The following is a 26823-nucleotide window of genomic DNA, read 5'->3' as shown; positions in this document are numbered from 1 at the left end:
GGGTGACTGGTATCCGGATGTTCGCCACCGACCTCGACGGCACCTTGCTGCGTTCGGATCGCACGATCTCGGCGCGTACCGCCGAGGCGATGGCCGGTGCTCGAGCCGCGGGCATCGAGGTGGTGTGGGCGACGGCCCGGGCCCGCCATTCGGTCCACGAGTTGGCGCAGTCGTGCGGTTTCCGCGGTAAAGCGGTGTGTGCCAACGGTGCGGTGCTGCTCGACCTGGCCGACGGCACGCCCGAGATCATCGAGACCGTCTCGATCGACACCGGCGCGGCGGATGCGGTGATGGCGCAGATCCGCGACCTGATTCCCGGTGTCGTCTTCGCCAACGTGGGCGCTACCCGGTTCGTCGCCGAGCCCGCCTATGCCGCCCTGTGCACGTTCGCCGACCATCACCGGCATCCCCACGAGATGGAGCTGTCCGATTCCTTGCCGACCGGAATCGAGGCGATGGTGAAGATCGTCGCCCGGCATCCCGAGCTGGCGGGAGCGCAGCTGTACCGGACGGCGGTGGCGGTGGGGATCACCGGCGTGGAGCTGACCCACTCCGGCGCCGCGTACATGGAGATGGCCGCGCAGGGCGTGTCGAAAGCCAGCGCGCTGGCCCGCTTGTGCGCGCTCGACGGTATCGATCTGTCCCAGGTGGCGGCCGCGGGCGATGCGCTCAACGATGTCGCGATGCTGACGTGGGCGGGTACCGCGCTGGTTCCGGCCAACGCGGTACCCGAGGTCATCGCACTCGCCGACCGGGTGCTCCCGTCCAACGACGAGGACGGTGTCGCCGCCTACCTGGAGGAATTGGCCGGCTCGGCACAGCGCGACTCGGCTAGCTGACCGCTGTCGGCGCCCGGCCGACGCTGAGGTGCAGGATCGTATCCGTCGCGCGCACGGTGTCCGCGTCCAGCGGGAAGTACCCCTGTTCCTGGGTGACATCGGTGCGGGTGACGCCAGGTCCGAGGGCCGCCGCCGGGATCAAACCCCAGGTGCCGACGCGGTTCTGCAGGGAGTGTTCGAAGGTGCCCGGTTCGGGTTCGGCGAGTTCGAGGCCGTCGCTGCGTCCCAGACTGCCGAGTATGACGCCGTAGTGCTCGCCCAGCAGCGATCCGACGATCGCCCCCGCGCCGGACCAGACGAGCTCCATCGGCCCCATCTGCATGACGCTGGTGTTGCGCCGCAGGTGCAGATTGTGCGAGTACACCAGGGTCGGACCACGGCGTGCTTCGGTGGACCGGATGTCGAGCAGGTTCTGGGCCATCAGCGCGTCACGGGCGGCGGCCAGACTGTTCCATCGCACACCGTCCTCAGTCGGCTGAGCCGCCTGCCGGTGGTACCGGAGCAGGCCGAGCCCGGCGGTGAGATGGATTTCGGCCCTTCGCCATTCGGCGAGGGAGGTGGCCGCGATCCGCTCCGGTGCGCGGGTGTAGAGCAGGGCGAGCATGTCATCGGCCAGCACCCGCAACCGCTCGGCCTCGGGGGTGGCACCGGGCGAGACGTCGGCATCCAGGACCGCTTCGGCGCGGCCCCATCGCTCGTCGCTGCCGGCGGGCCCGCTGATGTCGAAGTCGAGTTCGAGGTAGTCGCGGGCGAATTCGAGGTAGGACCGGGGGCTCGGCGCACTCATCGTCTCCATCGCGGCGTCGAATCCGTGGAAGCGGACCTGATCCTCGACCGGCCTGCCCGCGTTGTAGTCGCGCAGCCAGGCGACCAGTTGCCGGTTGCCGTCGAGTTCGCCGAAGTCGTGCGAGAAGCCTGTCCGCATCACCTCGTCGAAGGCGCCGGTGCCGCCTCGAACGAAATCGTCCACGGCGAGAGCGGCAACCCGATCCGTTTCGAGAGCGATCGAACGGAAACCACTCGCCACCAACTCGGCGAACAGTTCGTTGCGGACCGACGCGAAGCCGGGTTCTTTGTGCGTCGGTTCCCCGAGCGCAAGCAGTTCACAGGACGCACGGACGAAGTCGCTGATTTTCTGGCTCATACCTATCAACCGTATCGTTGAAAGAACGGTGGAGACTCGAGCAGCGTTGATTCGGGAGATATGTCGTCAAGTCTCAAAGCAGTGAGAACCCTACGACCGTCCGACCTGGCCGGCGAGCACGCGATTTCGACCCAGGCGGTCCGCAACTACGAGCGCGACGGTTGCCTCCCGCCGGCCGAACGCACCCCGGCCGGCTACCGGATCTACACCGACCTGCACGCGGCCGCGCTGCGCACCTACCTCACCCTGATCCCCGCCTACGGCCACGCGCAGGCGGGCGACGTCATGCGCGCGCTGCACGCGGACGACCTCGACAGGGCTCTCACGGTCATCGACCGCGGGCACAGCCAGCTCCTGCGAGACCGTGAGACTCTCGCCACGGTCCGCCGGGCCGTCGACCACCTGATCACCGAATCGAGCTCTGCCACAGCGGATTCGACGACTACGAGAACCATCGGCGAGCTCGCCCACCACCTGCGAGTCACCCCGGCCACCCTCCGGGCGTGGGAAGCGGCAGGCATCCTGTCTCCCGATCGCGACCCGGCCACTGGCTACCGCCGCTACGACCCCGCCGACCTGCGTGACGCCGAACTCGCCCACATCCTGCGCCGAGGTCACTACCGCCTCGACCAGATCGCCACCGTCATCGGGCAGATTCGCGCCGCGGGCAGCACCGAGGCGCTGGCGAAGGCCCTCACCGACTGGCAGGCCACCATCACCGCCCGTGGCGTGGGCATGCTCGACGCCGCCGCCGCGCTGAGCCGATATTGCGCCGCGCGACGCCGCTAGGCTGGCACGACCATGCCTGATCTCCTCGGAATCAATCATCTGACGCTCGCCACGGCCGATCTCGATCGTCTCGTGCGGTACTACACCGAATTCCTCGGCGCGACATTGTCTTTCGAGCGCGCGGCTACCCCGGCCGATCCACGGATCGCGATCGTCGACGTCGGCGGCGCCGACCACCTCGTGCTCGTGGAGACCACCACCGCGCCGCGCACCGATCGCGATCCGCTCGACGGCGCGGGATGGGGTCTGCGCCTCGGCACGCTGGACCAGCTGCGTGCGGTACACGATCGCCTCGCGAACGCGGGCTTGCCGGTCGGCCCGATCGACACCCTGCCCGCGCAGTGGACGATGACGGCCGAGGACCCGGATGGACGCCCGGTGGACATCCGGGCGCACCGTCCCCGCCCCGGTGCGCCCGCCTGACCCGATCAGACGCGTTCGAGTACCGCCGACGCGCCGATGCCGCCCGCCGCGCAGATCCCCAGCAGCGCGGTCTCTTTCCCGGTGCGGGCCAGCTCGTTGGCCATGGTGGTGACCATGCGGGCGCCGGTGGCGCCGAACGGATGACCCAGCGAGATCGAGCCGCCGTGCACGTTCAATTTCTCGATGTCGACGGTGCCGACCGGCTCGTCGCGGTCGAGACGAGCCTTGGCCCACTCGGTGCTCTCCAGCATGCGCAGCACCGACAGTGTCTGTGCGGCGAAGGCTTCGTGGATGTCGACGAGATCGATATCGGCCAGCGTCATGCCCGCCTTGTCGAGGGCGCGCGGCATCGAGATCGCCGGGCCGATGAGTACCTGGTCGGCGGGGTCGACGCTGACGAAACTCCAGGAGCGGAAGGCGGCCTGCGGGGTGAACCCGAGCGCGCGCGCCTTCTCCTCGCTCATCAGCAGCACCGCCGACGCACCGTCGGTGAGCGGGCTGGCATTGCCCGCGGTGACCGTGCCGTTCTTCTCGAACACCGGTTTCAGGGTGGCGAGTTTCTCGACGCTGGTATTCGCGCGAACGAGTCCGTCGACGTCGACGAGCGTGCCCGACGGCGTGCGGACCGGCACAACCTCGTCGTCGAAACGTCCCGAGGCGATCGCGGCCGCGGCCCGCTGGTGCGAGCGGGCGGCGAACGCGTCTTGATCAGCGCGGGAGATCCCGTTGACGCGGGCCATCTTCTCCGCGGATTCGCCCATCACCTCGCCGGTGGTGCGCTCGGCGATCTTGGGCTGGCGCGGCAGGATGTCGGTGAACGGCGCGAGCTGCCGGACGACGTCGAGGTAGTCCGCCGCCTTGGGCTTGCCCAGCGCCACCGGCGCGACCGCGTGCACGACCTTCTGCGGCAGCTTGATCTCGGCGTTGCTGGTGGAATCGCTGCCGCCGGCGATCATGATGTCGTACTCGCCGCGTTCGATCGCCGCGGCCGCCGAGGTCACCGCCTGCAATCCGGACGCGCAGGCGCGGGTGACCGTGTACCCCTCGCACCCGAAGTCCAGGTTCAGGTCGAGAGCGATCTCCCGCGCGATATTGGGCGCGTGACTGGGCAGGACCACACCGCCCCAGACGATCGACTCGATCTCGCCGGGCGCGATCCCGGTCCGCTCGATCAGTCCACGGACGGCCGCGCCGGCCAGCGCGATGCTGTCGAGTCGGGTGAAGTCGGTGAACGCGCGAACGAACGGCGTTCGCGCGCCCCCGACGACGACGGCTCGGTTGCGTTTCTCGGCCATGTGAGTCCCTTCGGAAGTGCTGCCGAAGACTCACAGTATCCGATACCGGCGGTTCTACGTATCGGATCGGCGCACATCAGGAGGGTGTGATCTCGATGCCGATCGTGCCGGCCTTGCCCCGGCGCAAGTTGCTGCCGAGGATCACGAGCGGGCCGGTCAGCCAGTACTTCTTGCGCAGCGCCGAGCGGAGTTCGTCGGTCTCGGCCGCGTCGAGCAGCCGTGCGGTGCCGGTCACGATGGCACCGTGCGCGTCCCCGCGCACGGTGCAGGGTTGCACCGTCACCTCGGGGTTGCGCCGGACGCGCTTGACCTTCCAGCTGTCGGTGACCGTCCAGACGAGCAGCTTGTCGTCGCGGGCCACCGCCCAGACGGGCGTTCCCACGGGCGTGCCGTCCTTGCGGAAGGTGGTGAGCAGTACGTAATTCGCGGTCGCCAGTTCGCCGAGGCGGTTCGTCATGCCCCCAGCCTAGTGGGCGCGGCGATTCTCAGCCGGGCGGAAAAGAGTATGGGCGCTTTCGCGAAAGTCTTCGTAACCTCTGGGGCGACATCGACACTCTGGCGAAAGGCCGACGATGACCGATACCGCGGTGCCCCTGCTCTGGAGCGGCGACTTGCCGAGCACCCTCGAGTTCTACCGGGCGCTCGGCTACACCGTCACCCACGAGCAAACCCGCCCGTATGTCTACGGCGCGATCGAACAGCACGGCTGCGCCCTGCATTTCGCACCCGCGCCGCCGGGCATCGAACTGCCGGTGGAGCACGCGGGCGCGCTGGTGATGGTCGACGACGTCGCCGCACGCCACGCCGAGTACACCGCCGCGCTGCGCGCGCACTACGGCAAGATCCCGAGCAAGGGCTGTCCGCGGATCACCCGATTCCGTCCGGGCCAGTCCCGGTTCTCCCTGGTCGACCCGGTCGGCAACACCGTCCTGGTGATCCAGCGCGACGAGCCCATGGAACTCGAATACGGAGGCTCGCGCGAGCTGGAAGGACTGGCCCGGGTTCTCGACAATGCCCGCATCCTGCGCGATTTCAAGAACGACGACCGCGCGGCGACCCGAGCTCTGGAGGCCGGCTTGCGCCGTTTCGGCGCTGCCGCGACCGCGCTCGAGCGGGCCCGCGCCTATGCCGCCCTCGCCGAACTCGCCGTCGTCGCCGCGGACGCCGACCGGGTCGCGCACTGGAAATCCGAACTCGACGCGGTCACCTTGACCACCGAGGAGCGCGCGGCGATCGCCGCCGACGCCTCCGACCTCCTGACTGCCCTGCGCACCGCGACCGACTGAACCGGGCCGGATGGGCAGTGGGCCCGTAGGCTTCGGCTATGCGAGGTCGATGGCAGGAACGCACCACCCGCGGGCGGCTGATCCGTTGTCTGGCAACAGCAGTCACGGTTGCCGCCGCCCTCGGGGTCGGCCCGGCCGGTACGGCTCAGGCCGGTGCGCCGTCGTGTGCCGAGGGCTGGCACATCGACGTGCTGGCGTCCGAGCTGGGTGGCCTGGAGAACCTCGAGGACGACGGCCGTGGCGGCTTCTACGTCAGCGGCATCGTTCGCGGGGAGATCCTGCACGTCGCCGCCGACGGCCGGGTCACCACGATCCGCACCGGCCTAGACAACCCCGCCGGCCTGCGGCTGATCGGCGACGATCTCTACTTCGTCACCGGTGACGGCACCACGCCGAACGGCGGCGGCACGCTGAGCCGACTCGACACCGCCACCGGCGACGTCACCATCCTGCTCCCGAACCTGGTGCAGCCCAACGGATTGCTGCTGCTCCCCGACGGTGACCTGCTCATCTCCCAGCTCTCGGTCCCCTGGCCCCCGGTCGGTATCAGCCGCTACCGCCCCGCCACCGGCGACTTCGCCCTCGCCTGGTCCCCTGTCCCCCGCCCCAACGGCCTCGCTCTCACCCCCGACCACCGGGCGGTCGTCACCGAGGACATCCTCACCTCCCAGCTCGTGCGCGTGCCCCTCGACGCCCCCGACCGGCCCACTCCCCTCGCCACCGTGAACGACGGTCTGCTGCCCGGACTGGACGACCTCGATGTCACCGCCGCCGGTCTCGCCTTCGTCACCGGCGACTACTCCGGCAGCGTCTACCAGGTCGACCCGGCCACGGGTGCCTGGTGCACGCTCGCCACCGGCTGGACCACTCCCCGGGGCCCCCTTCCCAGCCCACCGCCCATCGGCCCCACCTCGGCCCGCCTGGCCCCCGACCTCACCACCGGAGCGTGGTCGCTCTACGTCACCAGCATCGACGGCACGCTCCGCCGCCTGCGCCCACCGCCTGGCGTGGATCTGACGCCCTCCTTCGTACGCTGAGCACCTCTACCGGGCGGTATCGGGCCGGGGTCAGTGGGGCCGCTCGGCCCGGAACCGGAACATTCCGAGGCCGGTTTCCACGTCGATGCCGGTGAATCCCGCGACTGCCAGCCGGTCGGCGAGCGTGTCCGCCGGGACCGGAACGCATGTGTCGCCCAGATGCTGGAGCCGCAACAGCGGACTGTCGAGGCCGTCCGAGCCGGCGAACACGCCGCCGGGTCGCAACACCCGCAGCGCTTCGGCGAACAGGTCGTCCTGTTGCGCGGGTGAGGGTACGTGGTGCAGCATCGTGAAACAGACCACGGAGTCGAACTCCTTGTCCGGCAACGGCATCGCGGTCGCGTCACCGTCGACCACGCGCAGGTCCCGCGCGAATCGGGTGCGCAGACGCGCGGCCAGCACGGGGTCGATTTCCAGGCCGGTGAGGGTGTCCGCGCGGTCGCGCAGTGGCGCCACGTTCGCACCGAAACCCGGGCCGATCTCCAGCGCGGACGCCCCGAGGTCGAGATCGCGCATCACCCACGGCACGATCTTCGTCGCCGTCACCCATTCCCACGCCGTGGACCTGCACAACAGCCTGTGCCAGTAGTTCATCGCCATGGCTACGACGGTAGAAGCCGGTGGCCGTGGCTGACAGTCACTACGCTGACAGGTTGTGTCGCAGAACGGACATGACCTGCTGTTAGCCGCGGACACCGGCCCGACGGCCATGGTGTTCGGCGCGGGAATCCTGCCCGCCGGATATTGGTTCGATGAGCACCGCCACCCCCAGCACCAGATCGCCTGGGCCGGCAGAGGAGTCATCGGGATCGACATCGCGGCCAACCACTGGGTACTGCCGCCGACCAGGGCGTTGTGGATCCCCGGCGGTGTCGCGCATCGCACCGGAACGACGGCCGGGGCCGATATGCGCGGTATCTTCGTCGAACCCGATCGGTGCCCGGCGCTGTTTTCCGGGCCCACGCTGCTGAGCGTCTCCCCGCTCCTGCGAGAACTCTTCGACCACATGACATCGCGGCAGTTGACAGACGACGGCCGGGCGCGGGCCGAAGCGATGGTGTTCGACCTGCTCGAGCCGGTCCAGGTCATCCCGATCGGCGCGCCACTGCCGACCGACCCACGAGCACGCGTGGTCGCCGAAGTGCTGCTCGACAATCCCGCCGACGACCGCACCCTCACCGAATTGGGCCGGCACGCCGCGGCCAGCTCGCGGACCCTGGCTCGCGCGTTCCGCGCCGAGACGGGCATGACCTTCGCGCAATGGCGGACCCAGATCCGCCTGGCGGCCTCGCTGACCCCGCTGGCCGACGGTGTACCGGTGACCCGCATCGCCGCCCGGGTCGGTTATCGCAGTGCCAGTGCTTATGTGGCAGCGTTCCGGCGGGCCGTCGGCACGTCACCGGGACAGTACTTCGCCCGCTCCGGAGGCAACCGGTCGTCCTGATCGGGGTTTCGCGCGCGGTGCGGCCAGCGGTGGCGCGTCAGCGATCTCCGTGGTGGACTGGCGGATTCGGCTATCGGGAGGTCAGCGTGCGATCGGCACCGCAGTGGGCACGGCAGGACGGGTTCGGGATCCGGGTGGAATGGGGGCGCACCGGCGCGGCGGTACTCGGGCCGGGGGCCGGGTGCCTGGTGGTGATCGATGTGCTGTCGTTCACGACGTCGGTGTCCGTCGCGACCGCCGCCGGTACCGCGGTGTACCCGTACCGGTGGCGTGACGAGTCGGCGCGGGCCTTCGCGGCGGAGAATGCCGCCGAATTGGCCGTCGGACGGCGGGAGACCGGTCCGTGGTCGTTGTCGCCGGCGGCGATCCGGCGCGCGCCGTTCACGCCACGCCTGGTGCTGCCCTCGCCCAATGGTTCCACCATCGCCGCCGCTGTCGAGGCGACGCCGGTCGTCGCCGCCTGCCTGCGCAATGTCGGTGCGGTCGCCGACTGGCTCGTCGCCCAGCACTGGGGCACTCCCGATCGACCGATCGCGATCGTTCCGGCGGGTGAGCACTGGCCGGGCACCGACACCGTGCGACCAGCGATCGAGGACTGGCTCGGCGCCGGTGCGCTCGCCGCCGCGCTGATCGACCGCGGAATCAGTACTCCCTCGCCCGAAACACGCACGGCTGCCGCGTCTTTCGCCGCGACAGCAGACGTGGCCGCGCTGCTCACCGAGTGCGCGTCCGGCCGCGAACTCGCCGCGATCGGCTTCGCCGAGGATGTGGCCATCGCGATCGAACAGAATGCCGACGCCACCGTGCCGGTTCTCACCGGCAACGCCTTCGTCGATCGCGGACCTCGCTGATACGGACCAGCAACCCTGTCCCACACCAGTTCCGGAGTCGATCGGTCAGTCCTGGGAGGTGAGGATCCGTGGGCCGTCGGCGGTGACGGCGATGGTGTGCTCGCTGTGCGCGCACCGGGAGCCGTCGGCCGAGCGGATGGTCCATCCGTCGGCGTCGGTGTAGACCTTCGCCGTGCTCGCCGCGAACCACGGCTCGATGGCCACCGTGAGACCGGGTCGCAGCCGGAACCCGCGACCGGCCCTGCCGTCGTTGGCGATATGCGGATCCTCGTGCATCGTCCGCCCGAGCCCGTGCCCGCCGAACTCGGTATTGACCGGATACCCGTACCCGCGAGCGACATTCGCGATCGCGGCGGAGATATCGCCGATCCGGTTGCCGGGTTGCGCGGCCGCGATCCCGGCGGTCAGCGCCTCTTGCGTGGCCCTGACCAGTCGCTCGTCCGCGGGCGACGGGGTACCGACGATGAACGAGATCGCCGAGTCGGCGACCCAGCCGTCGATCGACACGGCCAGATCAGCCGTCAGCAGATCGCCGTCACGCAAGACATAGTCGTGCGGAAGCCCGTGCAGCACGGCATCGTTCACCGCCAGGCACACCGTATTGCGGAACGGTCCGCGCCCGAACGACGGCGAGTAGTCCCAGTAGCACGACACCGCCCCGCGCTCGCGAATCCGCTCCCGCACATACGCTTCCAGTTCGAGCAGGTTCACCCCGACCGCCGCGCGGTCGCGCACCCCGGCCAGCACGTCGGCGACGAACCGGCCGGTCACCCGCATGCGCTCGATCTCCGCGGGTGTTTTCAACTCCACCATCACGCCTCCCTTGGTATTTTCATACCGACACTAGTGGCGCTGGTATAAAAATACCAACTTCAGCGGTTCAGGTTGCCCATGTCCACGGGAATCTGCGCACCGGTGATCTGGCCCGCCTCGTACGAGCACAACCAGGCCACGGTCGCCGCGATCTCCTCGGGCTGACAGATGTGACTGGGCAGGGCGTTCATGAAGATCGGCGCGAGGGTGGCACCGTACTCCTCGAACAGCGGCCCCATCTCGTTGATCTGCATGCCGCTCGCCACACCCGCGGGATGGACGGTGTTCACCCGGATCCGGTGCGCGCCGAGCTCGTTCGCCATCGTCTTGGCCAGACCCGTGATCGCGTGCTTGGTCGCGACATAGTGGCCGGTGAACGGCGTGCCCTTCAGACCCGCCACCGAACTGATGAACACCATCGCACCACCCTGGCCCTGCGCGATCAGGTGGGGCACAGCGGCTTTCGCGGTGTGGAAGACACCCGTCAGGTTGACGTCGATGGTCTCCTGCCACTGCTCGGCGGTGATCTCCCACGACATCGCCGCCGAACAGATGCCCGCGTTGGCCACCACCACATCGAGTCTGCCCAACTGCTCGATGCCCGCCGTCAGCGCGGCGGAGAGCCCGTCGAAATCGCGAACGTCGACCTTGCTCGCGACGATCCTGCCGCCCGCCGCTTCGACGAGCTTCACGGTCTCGGCCAGATCCGCCTCGGTCGCGCCCGCGTAGCTGGTGCTGGCGAACTCCGCGCACGCGTCGATCGCGATCACGTCGGCGCCCTCTTCCGCGAAACGCACCGCCTCGGCCCTGCCCTGCCCGCGCGCCGCTCCCGTCACGAAAACGACCTTGCCCTCGAACCGTCGTGTCATACCCATACCTTTCGAACTTCGATGTCCTCCCTTGACACCTACCACCGCCACCGCCCGGGGGAGGCGAAAACGGAGATCCCTACTCAGCTTGGCCATCGTGTGCGCGAGGACATACCATCGGTCGCATGGTTCGTCTCCCGCTCAGCCCCGCGCAGGTCGAAGCAGGTCGCCGGCTCGGCCGCCGCCTCCGCACCGCGCGCGGCGACCGCGACCTCGCCGAGGTGGCCCTGCGAGCGGGCATCTCCCCGGAGACATTGCGCAAGATCGAGTCGGGACGGCTGCCCTCACCGGCCTTCGGCACGGTCGTCGGCCTGGCCGAGGCGCTCTCGATTCCCCTGACCGAGCTGGCCGACTCCTACCGCGCCGAGCAGGTCGCCGAGTCCGCCTGATCGGCGTGGCACGCCGCGCGTCGCTACCGGCGGTTCATCGATTCCTCGTTCTCGTACCCCAGCGTCACATCGTGGGTGATCTCGCCGCGGGTCACCGATACCTGACTCGCGACGGGTGGGTAGCCGCGGGCGACCACCGTGTACTCCCCCTCCGGCAGATCCGGCACCAGATACCGGCCCTTCTCGTCGGTGCGCGCCGTCGCTGCCGGATCACCACCCGAGTCCAGGACCGTGATCTGCACATCGGCGACGGGACGGTCGCCGTCCACCCAGGCGGAGCCGAGGAGAATGGCCATCGGTTCGAGGTCGATATCGCGATGCAGCGAGCCCGTCTCCGGCACGGTCAGCGCGACCGCCGCCGGCCGCATGTGATCGGCGACCGCGACCAGGGTGTAGGTACCGGTCACGACATCGCGGCACACGTAGGTGCCGTCTTCGCCGGTGATCGCCGCGCCCACCACCTCGCCCTCGGGGTCGGTCAAGGTGATCGTGGCACCCCAGAGCGGTTCGCCGCGCCGGGCCGATCGCACGATCCCGGTGAGTTCACCCGCACCGGTGAGCATCAGGTCGACGTGCTGGGCGCGCTCCCCGACCGAGACGCTCACCGCTTCGGGCTGATGACCGGCCGCCGCGGCGATGAGCACATAGTTGCCCGGCCGGGGCGCCTCGATCACGTACGCGCCGTGGGCGTCGCCGTTGCCGCGGGCCACCTGATGCCCGTGCTGATCGATCAGGGTGAGCGTCGCGGCGGGCACCGGGCGCGCATCGTCACGCCGCAACAGCCCCGCGATCACCCGGCCGGTGGCGACGGGGTGCAGCTTTCCGGCCATCTCGTGCGCGTCGTGCAGGCTCACATCACGCAGCGCGGTGGCATCGGACTGCTCCTCGGGTGCCGAATCCTCCTGCAGCGGAATCTCTTTCATGAATACCAGCACCAGGCAGGCCACCACGGCGAGGTCGGCGGCGAGCAGGAACACGCTGTGCATCGAGTCGGTGAATCCCTCGAGGATCGGGATCCGCAACTCGTCGGGCAGCGTGGCGATGCCACTGGTATCGCTCAGCAGGCCGTCGAGCCGCGCGCCGTCGAGACCGGGCGGCAGACTCCCGCCGAAGGCTTCCAGGATCGAACCGGGCAGCTGGTCGAACAGCACGGTCAGGAAGACCGCGACCCCGAGGGTCCCGCCGAGCTGACGGAAGAACGTCGCCGCCGCGGTCGACACCCCCATCTCGGTGCGCCCCACCGCGTTCTGCGCGGCGATGACCAGCGTCTGCATGCAGCCGCCGAGCCCGAAACCCATGATCGCGCTGAAGGCGAGCGGCTGCCACAGCGGACCGTCGTAGGTGATCCTGGCGAACAGCGCGCACCCGATCGCCAGGATCAGCGCGCCGAGCACCGGCAGCACTTTGTAGCGGCCGGTGGCCTTCGTGATCAGTCCCGAGATCTGCGCGCCCACCATGATCCCGAGCACCAGCGGCAGCATCAGCAGTCCGGCCTCGGTCGGCGAGAAACCACGCACGACCTGCAAATACTGGGGCACCATCGTGATCGCGCCGAACATCGCGACACCCACGAGGAACCCGCCGAGGATCGCGATGCTGAACGTGGAGCTGCGGAACAGCCGCAGCGGGATCAGCGCCGAGTCCTTCATGAGGAATTCGACCAGGACGAACAACGACAGACCGCCCGCGCAGATGCCGTAGCAGAGCAGCGATTTCGGCTCGGTCCACCCCCAGATCCGGCCCTGCTCGGCCACGATCAGCAGCGGCACCACACCCACGATGAGGGTGATCGCGCCGAACCAGTCGATCCGGCTGCGCTGCCGGGTGTGTCCCACGTTCAGCACCTTCGCGACCACGAGGAACGCCAGCACCCCGACGGGCACGTTCACCAGGAACACCCAGCGCCAGCCCTCGATGCCGCCGAGGCTCTCGTACTCGGACAGAAATCCACCGACCACCGGGCCGAGTACTGTCGCGATGCCGAACACCATGAGGAAATACCCCTGGTAGCGAACCCGTTCGCGCGGCGGGACGATGTCACCGACGATGGTGAACGCCAGCGACATCAACCCACCCGCGCCCAGACCCTGGAAGGCCCGGCACCCGGCCAGCTGGTACATGGTGGTCGCGAAGCAGCAGGCTGCCGAGCCGATCACGAACAGGGCGATCGCCAGCAGATAGAACGGTTTGCGCCCGTAGATGTCGGCGAGCTTGCCGTAGAGCGGCGTGGTGACGGTGGCGGTGATCAGATAGGCCGTTGTCGCCCACGCCTGTTCGTCGAATCCGTCGAGACTGTTCGCGATCCGGACGATCGCGACGCTGACGATGTTCTGGTCGAGCGCGGCGAGGAACACCCCGAGTAGCAGCCCGGACAGGATGGTGAGTGTCTGGCGGTGCGTGAGGCGTGATTCGGCAACGACGGTATCGGTCATGGAGAAGCCCTGGTTCTGATCGGCTGGCAAATGGGGGTCGATCATTCGGCCCACACGAGGGCCGACAACCCCGCTGCGAGGAAAACTTTCCGCCGCGGGTCGAACTCTTCATGCACTGGTGCGCAGAGCTTACCCACGTCGGATTCGCCGCCTTCACCGAGGGATCAAGTTACCGTTGATTTCACACGGAAGCGATAGGCCGCGGCACGCAGAACTGTCAGTTCGGCACGCGGGAATTCAGCAGCCGAGTTCGGCCAGCGCGCACAGAGTTTCCGAGCAGCCCGCATCGATGCGCAGGGTGGCGAGTTCGTCGCCGCGGGTCCGGCCACGATTCACGATCACCACCGGCACACCGTTCTTCGCGGCTCTGCGCACGAATCGCAGGCCCGACATCACCGTCAGCGAGGAACCGGCCACAAGTATCGCCTGTGCTCGTTCGACCATGCCGAAAGCGGCCGCCACCCGATCCGGCGGCACATTCTCGCCGAAATACACGATGTCGGGTTTGAGCATTCCGCCGCACGCCAGGCAGTCGACCATCCGGAATCGGTCGGTATCGGTCACCACGGCGTCCGCGTCGGGCGCCACTTCGATACCGGACGGCTGTGCCGAAACATTTTCCGTGAAACCGGGATTGGCGTCTTCGAGACGTTGCGCGAGCGCCATTCGGGAGATCAGATTCTCGCACCGCAGACACCGCACTCGCGCGTAGGTTCCGTGCAGATCGATCACCTGCCGCGCCCCCGCCTTCATATGCAGCAGATCCACGTTCTGGGTGATCACTCCCGACACCACGCCCGCCCGCTCGAGCCGCGCGACAGCGCGATGACCGGGGTTGGGCCGGGCGGCATCCATCCGCCGCCAGCCGACGTGGTTTCGCGCCCAATACCGCTGCCGGAACACCGGGTCACCGACGAACTGCTGATAGGTCATCGGCGTGCGCGGCGGCGAACCGGGACCGCGGTAGTCGGGGATCCCGCTGTCGGTGCTCAGCCCGGCGCCGGAGATCACCACGGTGCGGCGCCCGCTCAGCAGCTCGGCCGCGCGCGCCACCGCGTCGGTGGTGTTGTCGTCCACCATGGGCTCCACTCTACGAGCGGGGCGGCGGCGCGTCGTGCGCGGGACGAACACGCCGGGGCCGAGTTGCGTGTGGTGGGCGCGTGGCGACATGATGTTTCCTCCGCCCGGCATCGACCGCTGCAGAGGAAAACCTATGTCCGACACCGATGAGCACGGCCGCACCGCGCTCAATGCCGCGGTCGACGGGACCATCGTCGCCGTCCGCCGGATGTTCTATGTCCTGGGCGACGAGATCGACCGCACCGAGGGCCCGATCGAATTCACCTTCCACAACGGTTCGACGCTGCTCTTCGACGCCGGCGTCGACGGTGCGGAACTGCGCATCGGCGGCGCACCGTGGCGCGACCCGTTCGAGCCACTGGTCGACCCGGTGAACATCGAGTACGTCGCCAACTCCGGCAAGTACACCGCCTTCGACGTCACCGACGAGTCACCCTACGACGAGTTCGCGGGCCGCCGCGTCGACGCGGTCTCGGTCGTGCCGCTGGCCGACGGCCGCCCCCGCGCGGCAACCCTCTACGTGGGCACGGGCATGGTGAAGGCGGAGTCGATCGCCGACGAACTCATCGTGACCCTGATCTCCGCATAGCTCACCGCACGGAAGGCCAACGGAAAGCCGAAGTCGAATGTCGTTGTAGCGCCAACCCAGTCGCGATGGCGTTCACCGAACTTGCGGCTGCCCGACCGCCTCCGCCATGAACGACTCCGAGAGCTCATCGATGACATCGCCGCGGATCTGCCTGCGCTCGTTGGCCAGCGCGGTGGTCGTGCAGATGCCGAACGCGCCCTGCTCGTCGTAGAGCACCGCCGCGCCCGCCGCGATCCCGTCGTCGCTGAGGTGGCTCTCCGCCTCGAGACCCATCTCGTCGCCGACGGGCATGCGCGAGAACGTGATCGACACATCGGTGTTGATGAAACCGATGCCCTCGGTGCCCCAGTTGGTGACCAGGCTGGTCTGCTCGCCGGTCATCGCCGCGTAGCAGAACGGCGAGGACGGCTCCCCCGCGACGACCGGGATATTGCGCACCCACTTGCGCTTGCGGGCGTCGTTCTGATGTTCGGTCATATTCATCGACCACCCCTGCCCGTCACTGCCGAACAGGTGCATCGTCTGGTCGATGGTGGCCAGCACGCTCGGAGGCGGCAGCGGCCGATCCCGGTCCGCGCGCCAGACCTCACCCGGCGGCTGGGCCGAGCGCTTCAGCAGGAGCGCGCTGCCACGGGCGACGATCTCACCGTCGGCGCGCACGACGATCGTCACCGAACGGACCCGGTTCCCGTCGCGCACCAGTTCGCTGGCGATCGTCAGCGGCACGGCGGGCACCGGACGGTGCAGGTCGACGGTCAATCGCGCCGGGACGAAGCCGTCGGCGCAGTAGCCCGCCTCCACCTCGCGCGCCATCAACCCGCACACCGGCGGGCCGGACAGCGTGCTGGGCCCCCACAGGCTCAGCGAGTACCGCAACGGCGTGTACACACCGTCGGCGTGCGTGAAATAGCCAGGGGAGGTACTCATCGTGCGCCTTTCCTCCGCGGGCGCCGGGCGGATCGCCGCGGCGCACCATCCCTCACACTAGAACGTGTTGCAGTTTTGCGGCAAGTGGGGTCACTCCAGCTCGCCCTCGGTTTCCAGGTAGACCTGCCGCAGCTTGTCCAGGGTCTCCTGCTCGGGGTGCTCCCACAGCTTGCGCTCGGCGGCTTCCAGGAGCCGTTCGGCGATGCCGTGCAGGGCCCACGGGTTGGACTGCTCCATGAACTTGCGGTTCACGTCGTCGAACACGTAACTCTCGGAGAGCTTCTCGTACATCCAGTCCGCGACGACGTTGGTGGTGGCGTCGTAACCGAACAGGTAGTCGACGGTGGCGGCCATCTCGAAGGCGCCCTTGTACCCGTGGCGGCGCATCGCCTCGAGCCAGCGCGGATTCACCACCCGAGCACGGAAGACGCGGGCGGTCTCCTCCGAGAGCGTGCGGGTGCGCACGGCATCGGGACGGGTGGAGTCGCCGATGTAGGCCTCGGGGTTCTTGCCGGTCAGCGCGCGCACGGTGGCGACCATGCCGCCGTGGTACTGGAAGTAGTCGTCGGAGTCGGCGATGTCGTGTTCGCGGGTGTCTGTGTTCTTGGCGGCGACCGCGATGCGCTGGTAGGCGGTGCGCATGTCGTCGGCGGCGGGTGCGCCGTCGAGGTCGCGGCCGTAGGCGTAGCCACCCCAGGTGGTGTAGACCTGCGCGAGGTCGTCGTCGGTGCGCCAGCTCTTGGAGTCGATGAGCTGCAGCAGGCCCGCACCGTAGGTACCGGGCTTGGAACCGAAGATACGGGTGGTGGCGCGACGGTCGTCGCCGTGCTCGGCCAGGTCCGCCTGGGCGTGTGCGCGTACGTAATTCGACTCGGCGGGCTCGTCGAGGTCGGCCACGAGCCGGACCGCGTCGTCGAGCAGGGCCAGCACGTGCGGGAAGGCATCGCGGAAGAAGCCGGAGATGCGCACCGTGACGTCGATGCGCGGGCGTCCCAGCTCTTCGAGATCGATCACCGCGAGCGAGGTGACGCGACGGCTCGCCTCGTCCCACACCGGCCGGACACCGAGCAGCGCGAACACTTCGGCGATATCGTCGCCGGAGGTGCGCATGGCCGAGGTGCCCCACACCGACAGCCCGACCGACTTCGGGTACTCGCCGTGGTCGGCCAGATAGCGGGCCAGCAGCGATTCCGCCATCGCCTGACCGGTTTCCCAGGCCAGCCGCGACGGGACAGCCTTGGGGTCGACCGAGTAGAAATTGCGACCGGTCGGCAACACGTTGATCAGACCACGTAGCGGGGAACCGCTGGGGCCCGCCGGAACGAACCCGCCGTTGAGCGCGTGCAGAACACGCGGGATCTCGACGCTGGTCTCACGCAGGCGCGGCACGACCTCGGTGGCGGCGAACCGCAGGATGGTGGCGACCTGGTCCAATCGCTCGGCGTCGGCGACCACCACTGCGACGTTCTCGCCCGACGATGCGGCGCGGTGTCCGTCCAGGATCGCGGTCTCGAAGTCAGCGACCAGCTGCTCGACCGCGTCGACCGACCAATCCGTCGCCTGCAACGCACCGAGCAGTTCGCGAGCACGGGCCTCGACCACATCCACGCGAACGCGAGCCTCGTCGCCGGATTCGCTGAGCCCCAACGCCTCTCGCAGGCCGGGCACATTCTGCTCGCCGCCCCACAGCTGACGGGCACGCAGCATGGCCAGCACCAGGTCGAGTTCCATCTCGCCCTCGGGTGCCTGGCTCAGGATGTGCAGGCCGTCGCGGATCTGCACGTCCTTGATCTCGCACAGCCAGCCGTCGACGTGCAGGAGCATGTCGTCGAAGACATCTTCTTCGGGCCGTTCGGCGAGGCCGAGGTCGTGGTCCATCTTGGCGGCGCGCATCAGCGTCCAGATCTGCTGGCGGATGGCGGGCAGTTTGGCCGGGTCGAGGGCGGAGATGTTGGCGTGCTCGTCGAGCAGCTGCTCGAGCCGGGAGATGTCGCCGTAGGTTTCGGCCCGCGCCATCGGCGGGATCAAGTGGTCGACGAGGGTGGCGTGCGCACGACGCTTGGCCTGGGTGCCCTCACCGGGGTCGTTGACCAGGAACGGGTAGATCAGCGGCAGATCGCCCAGCGCCGCGTCGGTACCGCAGGAGGCGGACATGCCGAGGGTCTTACCGGGCAGCCATTCCAGGTTGCCGTGCTTACCCAGGTGCACCATCGCGTCGGCACCGAAACCATCGGGCGCGGACAACCAGCGGTAGGCGGCGAGATAGTGGTGACTCGGCGGCAGATCGGGATCGTGGTAGATCGCGACGGGGTTCTCACCGAACCCGCGAGGCGGCTGCACCATGAGCACCACATTGCCGAAACGCAGTGCGGCGATGACGATCTCGCCCGCGGGGTCGGCCGACCGGTCGACGTAGAGTTCGCCCGGCGGCGGACCCCACGCCTCGACGACGGCCTCGCGCAGGTCCTCGGGCAGTGACTCGAACCAGCGGGTGTAGGTGGCGGCGCCGATGCGGATCGGGTTGCCCTCCAGCTGTTCGGCGCTCAGCCACTCCGGGTCCTGACCGCCCGCGGCGATCAGGGCGTGGATCAGCGCGTCGCCGTCCCGTTCGACCAAACCGGGGATCTCGTCGACATCGCCGAGATCGTAACCGGCGGCGCGCAATTCGGTGAGCAGGCGGATCGCGCTGGCCGGGGTGTCGAGGCCGACGGCGTTGCCGATGCGGGCGTGTTTGGTCGGATACGCCGAGAGCATGATCGCGATCCGCTTGTCCGCGGCCGGGATGTGGCGAAGGCGGGCGTGCCGCACGGCGATCCCCGCCACCCGGGCGCACCGTTCGGCGTCGGGGACATAGGCGGACAGCCCGTCGGCGTCGAACTCCTTGAAGGAGAACGGCACCGTGATGATGCGGCCGTCGAATTCGGGCACCGCGACCTGCGTGGCGACGTCGAGCGGCGACAGGCCGTCGTCGTTGGCTTCCCACTGCGCGCGGCCACTGGTCAGGCACAGGCCCTGCAGGATCGGCACGTCCAGCGCGGCGAGCGCGGCCACGTCCCAGACTTCGTCGTCACCGCCGGCCGAGGCGGTCGCGGGCTTGCTGCCACCCGCCGCGAGGACGGTCACCACGAGGGCGTCGGCGCGGCCGAGCAGGGTGAGGAGCTCGGATTCGGCGGTGCGCAGCGAAGCCGCGTAGACCGGGAGCGGGCGAGCGCCCTTGGCCTCGATCGCCTTGCACAGCGCCTCGATGTAGGCGGTGTTGCCCGCGAGATGCTGGGCGCGGTAGTAGACCACGGCGACGGTCGGAGCGTGCGGTTCGAGGATCCGCGGGGACCGGTCGAGCTCACCCCAGGTGGGCAGCTGCGCGGGCGGTTCGAAACCGTGACCGGTCAGCAACACGGTGTCGGACAGGAAGTTGTGCAGCTGCAGCAGGTTCTCGGCGCCGCCCGCGGCGAGGTAGTTGTGCGCGTCGGCCGCGACACCGACCGGCACCGTCGAGCATTCCATCAGCTCGGCGTCGGGGGCGATCTCACCACCCAGCGCCACCATCGGCACGCCGCTGGCCCGGATCGCGTCGAGGCCCTCTTCCCAGGCGCGCTTGCCGCCGAGGATTCGCACGATCACCAGATCAGCGCCGTCGAGAAGTCCCGGCAGATCCTCCACGAGCAGCCGCGCGGGATTGCCCCAGCGGTACTCGGCGCCGCTCGCGCGCGCGCTCAGCAGGTCGGTGTCGGAGGTGGACAGCAGCAGGATCACAGGGTGAGACCTTCCTCGGGTTACGCGCCCATCGGGGTGTGCGGTGCTCGCCGGGGAGGGTCTGGCTGTTCACAGTGGCGCGACCGCACCGGATTTCCACCGGTTTCCTCGACGCCCGCCGAGCAAGACGATGCTACTGGGCCCGCCGCGCCCGCAACTTTCCAGCCCGCTTCCCGCCGTTGGACAATTGATCAGCGGTGCTCAGCCGGTCGCTGTCGTCAATGGGTGGGTCGCCGGGCGGTGTCTTCGGCCGCGATGGACGCGGCGAGCTCGGTGACGACGCCGCGGATCAGCGCGCCGTAGTCGTCGTTCGGGAGGATATCGAGGCGCTCGCGGGCGGCGGCCAGGTGACGGGTGGCGGCGGGGAATGCGCCGAGGCGGCGGAAGTTGTCGGCGAGATTCAGGTGCAGCGAGGGGTAGAGGCCGGCGACCTGGAGGCCCGCGTGGTGGTCGTTCAGGCGGGTGTCGGTCAGAGCGTCGGCGGCGTCGAGAGCTCGGACGTCCCACACCAGGGCTTCGGCCGGGTCGTCGTAGGCGTCGGCCAGGTAGTGGGCGAGCGTGCAGCGGTGCAGTGGGTCACCGGCGGGGCCGATCTCGGCCCAGACCTCGAGCAGAGCCGTGCGGGCACGGTCGGCGTCGCCGGTGCGGAAGTCGGTGACCCCCTGGGTGATTCGGGTCATGATCGGGTCGGCGGTGGTCATCGGGAGGTCTCCTCGGCGGGTTCGGGTTTGCACGGCATGGCCAGCGTCGACAAGTCGCCGTCGTCGGCGGAGCGGATCAGAACAGGCTGATCGGGGGCGATGAGGTCGAGCATCACGTCGGGTCCGACGGCGGTGGCGACGGCCGGGTAGAGGGTGGTGACGGCGAAATGGATCGCCATGGCAGGGCCGGTGGCTCTCGCCTGCGGGATGTGCTGGGCCGCACCCGGTTCCGGCGCCTCGCGCCCTGCCGCCGCAGTACTCGAAATCTCCTGCGCGACAAAGTCGCCCGTTGTGCCGGTGCCGGTCAAGGCGCGCTCCGTCCACGAGCTCGAGGCCGTCACGGACACGGTGCCGGCGCAGGTCGTGTGCAGGACCACCGTGGGCGAGTCGGCGTGTTCCATGGCGTCGAGCAGCGCCGCGCGAGCGAGGACGACCCGCGTCCGCACCGGGGCGAGCGCGGCCAGCATCGCTCGGTAGTCGGGGAAGTCGTGGGTCGATCGGCGGCAGCGGCGTCGGGTGCCGTCCGGCTGGGCGGTGTGGTGCGTCGTCGGCTCACCGACTCCCCCGGTGCGGTCTCGGTCGCCTGAATCCGGTGTGGCCGTGCGGAATTCGACGTTGTCGCGGTGGGGGCGGGATCGCGACAGCGTGCCGGCGACGCAACCAGGACGCGGCCGCACGGAGGTCGTCGGCGTTCACTGTCGCGTCCCAGACCGCGGCGCCGACGCGGGTGGGGCGGACGGTGCGGGTCGCCAGACGACAGCGGTCCGTCGCGGTGAGGATCAGCTGCTGTCCGTCGGTCTCGAACAGAATCGTGTCGAGTACCGCCAGATCCGGATCGACGACCGTGGCCGTCGCGACCTGGTCGATCGCCGCCGCCAGCACCGGCCCGCTCACCCACACGTCGTCGCGCGTTCCCGAGATCTGGTCGCGCTGCTCGTTCCCACCGAATCCGGACGCCGATCCATGGGCGGCCAGCAGGGCGCCGCGGGCGGCCGCGGCGGCGGCGCGGACCTCGCCCCGGTGCCGGTCCAAGTCGGCGAGGTGCTCGTCGAGGAGGACGAGCGCGCGGGCGGGGTCGGGTTCGGCGAGCAGGGCGGTCACCGCGGGCAGCGGCATGTCCAGAGCGCGCAGGTGACGCAGAAGGCGGGCGGGAGCGGACTGCTCCGGGGCGTAGTAGCGGTAGCCGGTGACCTCGTCGACGACGGCGGGGGCGAGGATGCCGGCGTCCGCGTAGAAGCGCAGGGCACTGGCGCTCAGGCCGCAGGCGCGGGCGAAGGCTCCGATGGTGATCAGCTCGGTGTCGGGCACCGGTTCATGATCGGGGTTCGAGTGAGTCGAAGGTCAAGTCGTCGATCGGTCGGTGCCCGCGGCGACCATCTCCGGGGAACCCGTACCGAGATTGCGGTACACGTTCGCGATCACCAGCTGACCGAGGGCGTTGTTGCCGACGCCACCGATCACCGCACCGATACCCGCCGGGATCAGGGTGCCGAACAACAGCAGCGTGCGTTTGACCAGGTAGTTGACGATGAACCGTTTGGCCGGGGAGTCGGGCATGCTCGCCAGGCCGGGGATGTGGTCGGTGACGACCGAGAGCCACTGGCCCGTCTTGTGTCCCGCGGTCTCGTCGAGCACCTTGGTGCCCGCGTCGCCGAGCACGACCTTCGACACCAGGTGCGCTTGCCGCGAGTCGTCAGGATCGAGACCGTACGCCGCGGCGGCGCCGACCGACAGCACCGACGACGCCTCCAGGAACACGACGGTGTCCACACCGGTCGCGGCCAGACCGAGCACCGTGCCCACCCCGGGCACCGCCGCGGTGAGCCCCACCGCGACGCCGCTGGCGGTGACGACCACCAGGTACTGGCGCGAGAGCCGCTGCACGATCTCCACCGGCGCGTCTTGCGGGTGCCTGCGGCCCAACCAGTCGACGTAGCGGTGCACCACCGGCGCCTGCGCCTGTGCGACCCTGTCGAGCGCGGGAACGACACGCTTGTCCACGAATTGACGCAGCATGCGGCGACTCTCCTGTCAGTACCGGGCTGGCGAAGGATCCGCCACTCACCCTAGCGACTACCCGCGAATCGCCCCGTCACGCGAGAGGGCCTCGTCACATTCGCAGGGCCGCGCGGGCGCGCTGGGCGCGGTGAGCGGCAGCCCCTCACGGTGCAGTACGGGGCGTCGCGGATGCGTCGTAGGCTTGAGCATCATGACCAGGAGCGCGCCCGATTCTTGCCCAGGGGTTCTGCGGTTGCATCACGCTGCCGACGGGCCGCTGGCGCGGATCCGCGTGCCGGGCGGGCGGTTGTCCTCCGCGCAGCTGCAGGCATTGGCCGACGCGGCGCGTGACCTGGGCAACGGGAACCTCGAGCTGACCTCGCGGGGAAACATCCAGCTGCGGCAGGTGCGTGATGCCTCCGAACTCGCGCAACGGCTGGGCGCGGCGGGACTGTTGCCCAGCGAGACCCACGAGCGGGTCCGCAATATCGTGGCCTCCCCGCTGTCCGGGCGACTCGGCGGGTTCGCGGACGTGCACGGGCTCGCGATCGACCTCGACGCCGGATTGCGCGCCGATCCGCAGCTGGCGCAGCTGCCGGGGCGCGTGCTGTTCACCCTCGACGACGGACGCGGTGATGTGAGCACGCTGCACGGTGACATCGGTGTGCAGGCGGTGGGCGCCGACGAGTTCGCGCTGCTGCTGGCGGGCGCCGACACCGGGCTTCGGGTCACTGCGGGCGAAGCGGTCGACGTGATGCTCGACGCGGCGCGCGGATTTCTCGATCTGCGAGGAACCAGCGAGTCGGGGCAGTGGCGGCTGCACGAGATCGCGGGCGGGGTCGAATCGGTGGTCGAGACCCTCGACCGCTCGCCCGTCGGCGAACCGCTCGAACTCGGTGCGACACACGCTGTTCCGATCGGCTGGCTCGATCAGGAGGACGGCCTCGTCACGCTCGGCGCCGGGGTGCCGCTGGGCACGTTATCGGCCAGGACGACCGAATTCCTCGCCGCTGTCGAACGGCCCGTCCTCGTCACCCCCTGGCGCAGCCTGGTGATCACCGACCTCGACGAGGGACCCGCCGAAACCGTGGTGCGCGTACTGGCGCCGATGGGTCTGATCTTCGACGCGAATTCGCCGTGGTTGCAGGTCAGCGCGTGTGCCGGACGCCCCGGCTGCGCGAAATCGCGCACCGATGTCCGCGCCGACCTGGCCGCCGCCGTCGCATCCGATCGGGTCCTGCCCGAGGCGGCCGGACTCGCGGCGCCGGCCGAGAACACGGCCACACCGGCCGATTCCGAGACCGGCACCGCGACTGTGGCTTTCGAGCCGAGCAGGCCCACGATCGAACTCGTCGCGGCCGAATCCGTCACCGTCGCGGGTCGCCAGCACTGGTCGGGATGCGATCGGCGCTGTGGTCGCCCACGCGGACCCGTGACCGATGTCGTCGCCACCGATCACGGCTATCGCGTCGAGACCGGCGACCCGACCACGCCCTGACCCGCTCCAGCCGAGCGAAACTCGATCGACGGTCGCGGAATCCTTTCGTACTCTTGCCTTCTCACCACGAGGGGGTTTCCATGTCCACACTGCAGGTGACGGCCGAACGGCTCGTCGTCGTGCCACATCCGAATGCCGATCGGCTCGAGCTTGCCCAGGTGGGCTTGTACCGGGCCGTGGTCGCCAGAGGTCAGTTCACGACGGGGGATCACGCGGTCTACATTCCGGAACAGTCGGTGCTGCCCGACGAGCTGATCGCCGAGCTCGGCCTCACCGGGAAACTCGCGGGCTCGTCGCGCAACCGGGTGAAGGCGGTCCGGTTGCGTGGCGAGGTGTCACAGGGCATCGTGTGCGCCCCTGGCGCGTTGGACGGGGTGGATCTCGCGGCGGCCGCGCTCGCGCGGACCGACTTCGCCGAGTCGCTCGGGATCGTGAAATGGGTTCCGCCGGTACCGGTCTCGATGTCGGGGCAGGTCGAGCCCGCGCCGGATCTGCTGCGCTGGGTCGAGGTCGAGAACATCAAGCGGTTTCCCGATATCTTCACGCCCGGGGAACCGGTGGTGGCGACCGAGAAGATCCACGGCACCGCCTGCCTGCTCACCCATGTGCGCGACGGTGACCGAATTCTGGTGTCGTCCAAGGGAGTCGGTGGCCGGTCGCTGTCGCTGACCGAGGCCGACGGCAACCTGTACTGGCGCGCGATCCGCGCCCACCGGCTCGACGAGACCGCTCGCAAACTCGCCGCCGCGCTCGACGCGGATCGCATCGGCCTGTTCGGTGAGGTGTACGGCGCGGGCGTGCAGGACCTACACTACGGCGCGTCCGCCGCGCACGACGAGACGCTCGGCTTCGGGCTGTTCGACATCGCGGTGGACGCGGGCGCGGCGCCGGTCCGCTGGCTCGGCCATCACGAGATCAGCGCCCTGCTCGACGATCTCGGCCTCTCCGTCTCACGCGTGCCGGTCCTCTACGAGGGGCCCTACGACGCGGAGTTGCTCATGGAGTCGGCCGAGGGCGCCGAAACGGTCAGCGGGGCGGGCGCCAACATCCGCGAGGGCTTGGTGGTGCGACCTGCCTCCGAACGCCAGTCACCGATCCTCGGTGGCCGGGCGATCGGGAAGATCGTCTCCGCCGCGTACCTGCTGCGCGATGGCGGCACCGAGTACGAGTGAACCACCGCGCTGCGCGTGCCGGCTAGCCCACGCTCGCGTCGCGGCGGGTGTGCAGCTCGAGCACGCAGCACTTCACGCCGCCGCCACCCTTACGCAGTTCGGACAGGTCGAGCGGAACCGGGACGAATCCCCGCGCCCGCAGTTGCGCGATGAGACCGGTGGCGCCGGGGTCGAGGAAGACGTGTTCGCCGTCGCTGAGCCCGTTCAAGCCGAAGCAGAGCGCGTCGTTGTCGTCGGCGAGGATCGCGTCGGGGTAGAGGGTGGTCAGCACATCGCGAGCGGCCGGGCTGAACGCGGCGGGGTAGTAGGCCACGGTGGTGTCGTCGAGGACCATCAGGGCGGTGTCGAGGTGATAGAAGCGTGGGTCGACCAGCTCGAGGGACACCACCGGCACATCGAAGTACCGTTCCACCTCCGCGTGCGCGGACAGCGAACAGCGGAACCCGACACCGGCCAGAATCCGCCGCCCGGCGAACGCGAAATCGCCCTCCCCCTCGTTGGTTTCGGCCGCGGCGGCCAGCGCACGCAGTTCCCGTGCGGCGAACCACCGATGGAACGCGGGCCCTTCGGCGGCGCGTTCGGGGTGGGCGAACCGGGCCGAGAGCGCGTGGCCACCGATCACGATGCCGCTGTTGGCGGCGAAGACCATATCCGGCAGACCGGGTTCGCCGGGCACTGTTTCCACAGTGTGTCCGTGTGCTTCCAGGGCCGCGCGCAGGATCTCCCACTGGGCCAGCGCCCGCGCCCGGTCGACCGGGGCGGCCGGATCCATCCACGGGTTGATCGCGTAGGTGACCTCGAAATGGTCGGGGCGGCACAACACATAGCGGCGCGGGGAGGCGGTCCGCGCGGGTGCTGAGACACGAAGAGGACTAGCGGCGGTCATCAGAACTCCTGGTGGCTGCGCGGACGGTTTCCCCGACCGTAATCGCCGCTCCATTGCGCGCGGAACACCGATTCGTTGTGCATTTCGATGTAAGAATGGGGAATCATTGCGTCATGACGTGAAGGAGCGACGTGGACGATATCGATCGGCGCATTCTCGCGGAGCTGCTCGTCCACGCCCGCGCCTCGTTCCAGGAGATCGGCGCGGTGGTCGGGTTGTCGGCGCCCGCGGTGAAGCGGCGGGTGGACAAGATGGTCGCGAGTGGGCAGATCACCGGGTTCACCGCCCAGGTCAACCCGGCTGCCCTCGGCTGGACGACCGAGGCATATGTCGAGGTCTACTATCGCGACAACATCTCCCCCGCCGAGCTGCGCCGCACCCTCGAACCGATCCCGCAGGTCGTCGGAGTGTGGACCATCGCCGGCGAAGCCGACGCGCTCGTGCACGTGATGGCCACCGATATGGCCGAGATCGAGGTGACGGTGGAATGGATCAGGGAGAACGCGCGCGTCGGGCGCACCCGCAGCTCGCTGGTGATGTCGCGCATTCTCGAACGCCCCCGTACCTGAGCCGCCGGACACCACGTCAGACCCAGGTTCTAGGGTTGT

Annotated in this window: 27 protein-coding genes and 1 riboswitch; of the genes, 12 read left to right on the top strand and 15 right to left on the bottom strand. The window is 69.2% G+C overall.

Features of this window, described 5'->3' with window-relative positions; genetic code table 11:
• Positions 1 to 2 precede the first annotated feature (2 nt).
• On the top strand, positions 3 to 839 hold the full coding sequence (locus ACFWFP_RS06720; RefSeq protein WP_379293539.1) for an HAD family hydrolase: 837 nt from the start codon (positions 3 to 5) through the stop codon (positions 837 to 839).
• On the opposite strand, the gene ACFWFP_RS06715 is transcribed toward ACFWFP_RS06720, so the two are convergent.
• Positions 832 to 1983, bottom strand: coding sequence for an erythromycin esterase family protein (locus tag ACFWFP_RS06715; protein ID WP_379293538.1), 1152 nt, complete (start codon positions 1981 to 1983; stop codon positions 832 to 834). The genes ACFWFP_RS06720 and ACFWFP_RS06715 overlap by 8 nt on opposite strands.
• 81 nt (positions 1984 to 2064) lie before the next feature.
• Between ACFWFP_RS06715 and ACFWFP_RS06710 the strand changes: the two genes are divergently transcribed.
• Together ACFWFP_RS06710 and ACFWFP_RS06705 are read left to right on the top strand one after the other, a co-directional pair.
• Positions 2065 to 2772 (top strand): TioE family transcriptional regulator, encoded by a 708-nt coding sequence (locus ACFWFP_RS06710; RefSeq protein WP_379293537.1) that lies wholly within the window; start codon positions 2065 to 2067, stop codon positions 2770 to 2772.
• A gap of 12 nt (positions 2773 to 2784) precedes the next feature.
• On the top strand, positions 2785 to 3195 hold the full coding sequence (locus ACFWFP_RS06705; protein ID WP_379293536.1) for a VOC family protein: 411 nt from the start codon (positions 2785 to 2787) through the stop codon (positions 3193 to 3195).
• A gap of 5 nt (positions 3196 to 3200) precedes the next feature.
• Here the strand turns inward: ACFWFP_RS06705 and ACFWFP_RS06700 are convergent, their stop codons facing one another.
• Positions 3201 to 4490 carry an acetyl-CoA C-acyltransferase gene (locus ACFWFP_RS06700; protein WP_379293535.1) on the bottom strand — a complete coding sequence of 430 codons (1290 nt, stop codon included), beginning with the start codon at positions 4488 to 4490 and terminating at the stop codon, positions 3201 to 3203.
• Positions 4491 to 4566: 76 nt separating this feature from the next.
• The gene (locus ACFWFP_RS06695; protein ID WP_379293534.1) at positions 4567 to 4947 is read right to left on the bottom strand and encodes a PPOX class F420-dependent oxidoreductase; all 381 of its coding nucleotides are present in this window, start codon (positions 4945 to 4947) and stop codon (positions 4567 to 4569) included.
• A 115-nt stretch (positions 4948 to 5062) separates the two neighbouring features.
• On the opposite strand from ACFWFP_RS06695, the gene ACFWFP_RS06690 reads away from it, so the two are divergent.
• Positions 5063 to 5776 (top strand): glyoxalase, encoded by a 714-nt coding sequence (locus tag ACFWFP_RS06690; RefSeq protein ID WP_379293533.1) that lies wholly within the window; start codon positions 5063 to 5065, stop codon positions 5774 to 5776.
• Between the two features lie 38 nt (positions 5777 to 5814).
• Positions 5815 to 6813, top strand: coding sequence for a hypothetical protein (locus tag ACFWFP_RS06685; protein WP_379293532.1), 999 nt, complete (start codon positions 5815 to 5817; stop codon positions 6811 to 6813).
• Positions 6814 to 6843: 30 nt separating this feature from the next.
• Here the strand turns inward: ACFWFP_RS06685 and ACFWFP_RS06680 are convergent, their stop codons facing one another.
• Positions 6844 to 7413: a class I SAM-dependent methyltransferase gene (locus tag ACFWFP_RS06680; protein ID WP_379293531.1), complete on the bottom strand. Its 570-nt coding sequence runs from the start codon at positions 7411 to 7413 to the stop codon at positions 6844 to 6846.
• A gap of 55 nt (positions 7414 to 7468) precedes the next feature.
• Between ACFWFP_RS06680 and ACFWFP_RS06675 the strand changes: the two genes are divergently transcribed.
• Together ACFWFP_RS06675 and ACFWFP_RS06670 are read left to right on the top strand one after the other, a co-directional pair.
• Complete coding sequence (locus ACFWFP_RS06675) at positions 7469 to 8257, top strand: AraC family transcriptional regulator (RefSeq protein ID WP_379293530.1); 789 nt, start codon at positions 7469 to 7471, stop codon at positions 8255 to 8257.
• Between the two features lie 86 nt (positions 8258 to 8343).
• Positions 8344 to 9108 carry a 2-phosphosulfolactate phosphatase gene (locus tag ACFWFP_RS06670; protein WP_379293529.1) on the top strand — a complete coding sequence of 255 codons (765 nt, stop codon included), beginning with the start codon at positions 8344 to 8346 and terminating at the stop codon, positions 9106 to 9108.
• A gap of 45 nt (positions 9109 to 9153) precedes the next feature.
• Here the strand turns inward: ACFWFP_RS06670 and map are convergent, their stop codons facing one another.
• A complete protein-coding gene (gene map / locus ACFWFP_RS06665; RefSeq protein WP_379293528.1) occupies positions 9154 to 9921 on the bottom strand; it encodes a type I methionyl aminopeptidase in 768 nt (255 codons plus the stop codon).
• 59 nt (positions 9922 to 9980) lie between these two features.
• Positions 9981 to 10796 carry a mycofactocin-coupled SDR family oxidoreductase gene (locus ACFWFP_RS06660; protein ID WP_379293527.1) on the bottom strand — a complete coding sequence of 272 codons (816 nt, stop codon included), beginning with the start codon at positions 10794 to 10796 and terminating at the stop codon, positions 9981 to 9983.
• A gap of 119 nt (positions 10797 to 10915) precedes the next feature.
• Between ACFWFP_RS06660 and ACFWFP_RS06655 the strand changes: the two genes are divergently transcribed.
• Positions 10916 to 11179, top strand: a complete 264-nt coding sequence (locus ACFWFP_RS06655) for a helix-turn-helix domain-containing protein (RefSeq protein WP_379293526.1) — start codon at positions 10916 to 10918, stop codon at positions 11177 to 11179.
• A gap of 23 nt (positions 11180 to 11202) precedes the next feature.
• Here ACFWFP_RS06655 and ACFWFP_RS06650 read toward each other — a convergent pair whose 3' ends face one another.
• Together ACFWFP_RS06650 and ACFWFP_RS06645 are read right to left on the bottom strand one after the other, a co-directional pair.
• Positions 11203 to 13611 carry an MFS transporter gene (locus tag ACFWFP_RS06650; RefSeq protein WP_379293525.1) on the bottom strand — a complete coding sequence of 803 codons (2409 nt, stop codon included), beginning with the start codon at positions 13609 to 13611 and terminating at the stop codon, positions 11203 to 11205.
• Positions 13612 to 13848: 237 nt separating this feature from the next.
• On the bottom strand, positions 13849 to 14691 hold the full coding sequence (locus ACFWFP_RS06645; RefSeq protein ID WP_379293524.1) for an NAD-dependent protein deacetylase: 843 nt from the start codon (positions 14689 to 14691) through the stop codon (positions 13849 to 13851).
• A 133-nt stretch (positions 14692 to 14824) separates the two neighbouring features.
• Between ACFWFP_RS06645 and ACFWFP_RS06640 the strand changes: the two genes are divergently transcribed.
• Positions 14825 to 15280 carry a hypothetical protein gene (locus tag ACFWFP_RS06640; RefSeq protein WP_379293523.1) on the top strand — a complete coding sequence of 152 codons (456 nt, stop codon included), beginning with the start codon at positions 14825 to 14827 and terminating at the stop codon, positions 15278 to 15280.
• Positions 15281 to 15352: 72 nt separating this feature from the next.
• On the opposite strand, the gene ACFWFP_RS06635 is transcribed toward ACFWFP_RS06640, so the two are convergent.
• The 6 genes from ACFWFP_RS06635 to ACFWFP_RS06610 form a co-directional block, all read right to left on the bottom strand.
• Entirely contained in the window at positions 15353 to 16207 is an 855-nt protein-coding gene (locus ACFWFP_RS06635) for an acyl-CoA thioesterase domain-containing protein (protein ID WP_379293522.1), read from the bottom strand.
• A gap of 90 nt (positions 16208 to 16297) precedes the next feature.
• Positions 16298 to 19960: a cobaltochelatase subunit CobN gene (gene cobN, locus ACFWFP_RS06630; RefSeq protein WP_379293521.1), complete on the bottom strand. Its 3663-nt coding sequence runs from the start codon at positions 19958 to 19960 to the stop codon at positions 16298 to 16300.
• 34 nt (positions 19961 to 19994) lie between these two features.
• A riboswitch (cobalamin riboswitch) is annotated at positions 19995 to 20122 on the bottom strand.
• 56 nt (positions 20123 to 20178) lie between these two features.
• The gene (locus tag ACFWFP_RS06625) at positions 20179 to 20661 is read right to left on the bottom strand and encodes a hypothetical protein (protein WP_379293520.1); all 483 of its coding nucleotides are present in this window, start codon (positions 20659 to 20661) and stop codon (positions 20179 to 20181) included.
• Positions 20658 to 21128 carry a hypothetical protein gene (locus ACFWFP_RS06620; RefSeq protein ID WP_379293519.1) on the bottom strand — a complete coding sequence of 157 codons (471 nt, stop codon included), beginning with the start codon at positions 21126 to 21128 and terminating at the stop codon, positions 20658 to 20660. The genes ACFWFP_RS06625 and ACFWFP_RS06620 overlap by 4 nt, the downstream gene beginning before the upstream one ends.
• Positions 21129 to 21213: 85 nt before the next feature.
• Positions 21214 to 21969: a MerR family transcriptional regulator gene (locus tag ACFWFP_RS06615; protein ID WP_379293518.1), complete on the bottom strand. Its 756-nt coding sequence runs from the start codon at positions 21967 to 21969 to the stop codon at positions 21214 to 21216.
• Positions 21970 to 22002: 33 nt separating this feature from the next.
• Positions 22003 to 22677, bottom strand: a complete 675-nt coding sequence (locus ACFWFP_RS06610) for a hypothetical protein (RefSeq protein ID WP_379293517.1) — start codon at positions 22675 to 22677, stop codon at positions 22003 to 22005.
• 193 nt (positions 22678 to 22870) lie between these two features.
• Here ACFWFP_RS06610 and cobG point away from each other — a divergent pair, with 193 nt between their 5' ends.
• Both cobG and ACFWFP_RS06600 read left to right on the top strand, forming a co-directional pair.
• Positions 22871 to 24157, top strand: coding sequence for a precorrin-3B synthase (gene cobG, locus ACFWFP_RS06605; RefSeq protein WP_379293516.1), 1287 nt, complete (start codon positions 22871 to 22873; stop codon positions 24155 to 24157).
• An 80-nt stretch (positions 24158 to 24237) separates the two neighbouring features.
• Positions 24238 to 25329, top strand: a complete 1092-nt coding sequence (locus ACFWFP_RS06600) for an RNA ligase (ATP) (protein ID WP_379293515.1) — start codon at positions 24238 to 24240, stop codon at positions 25327 to 25329.
• Between the two features lie 22 nt (positions 25330 to 25351).
• Here the strand turns inward: ACFWFP_RS06600 and ddaH are convergent, their stop codons facing one another.
• On the bottom strand, positions 25352 to 26215 hold the full coding sequence (gene ddaH, locus ACFWFP_RS06595; RefSeq protein WP_379293514.1) for a dimethylargininase: 864 nt from the start codon (positions 26213 to 26215) through the stop codon (positions 25352 to 25354).
• Positions 26216 to 26346: 131 nt separating this feature from the next.
• Between ddaH and ACFWFP_RS06590 the strand changes: the two genes are divergently transcribed.
• On the top strand, positions 26347 to 26784 hold the full coding sequence (locus ACFWFP_RS06590; protein WP_379293513.1) for an Lrp/AsnC family transcriptional regulator: 438 nt from the start codon (positions 26347 to 26349) through the stop codon (positions 26782 to 26784).
• Positions 26785 to 26823: the final 39 nt, after the last annotated feature.

The organism is Nocardia sp. NPDC060249, from assembly GCF_042728755.1.
GTDB lineage: Bacteria > Actinomycetota > Actinomycetes > Mycobacteriales > Mycobacteriaceae > Nocardia.
The sequence above is the reverse complement of the archived record's forward strand: the minus strand, read 5'-3'. Positions and strand labels throughout refer to the sequence as shown.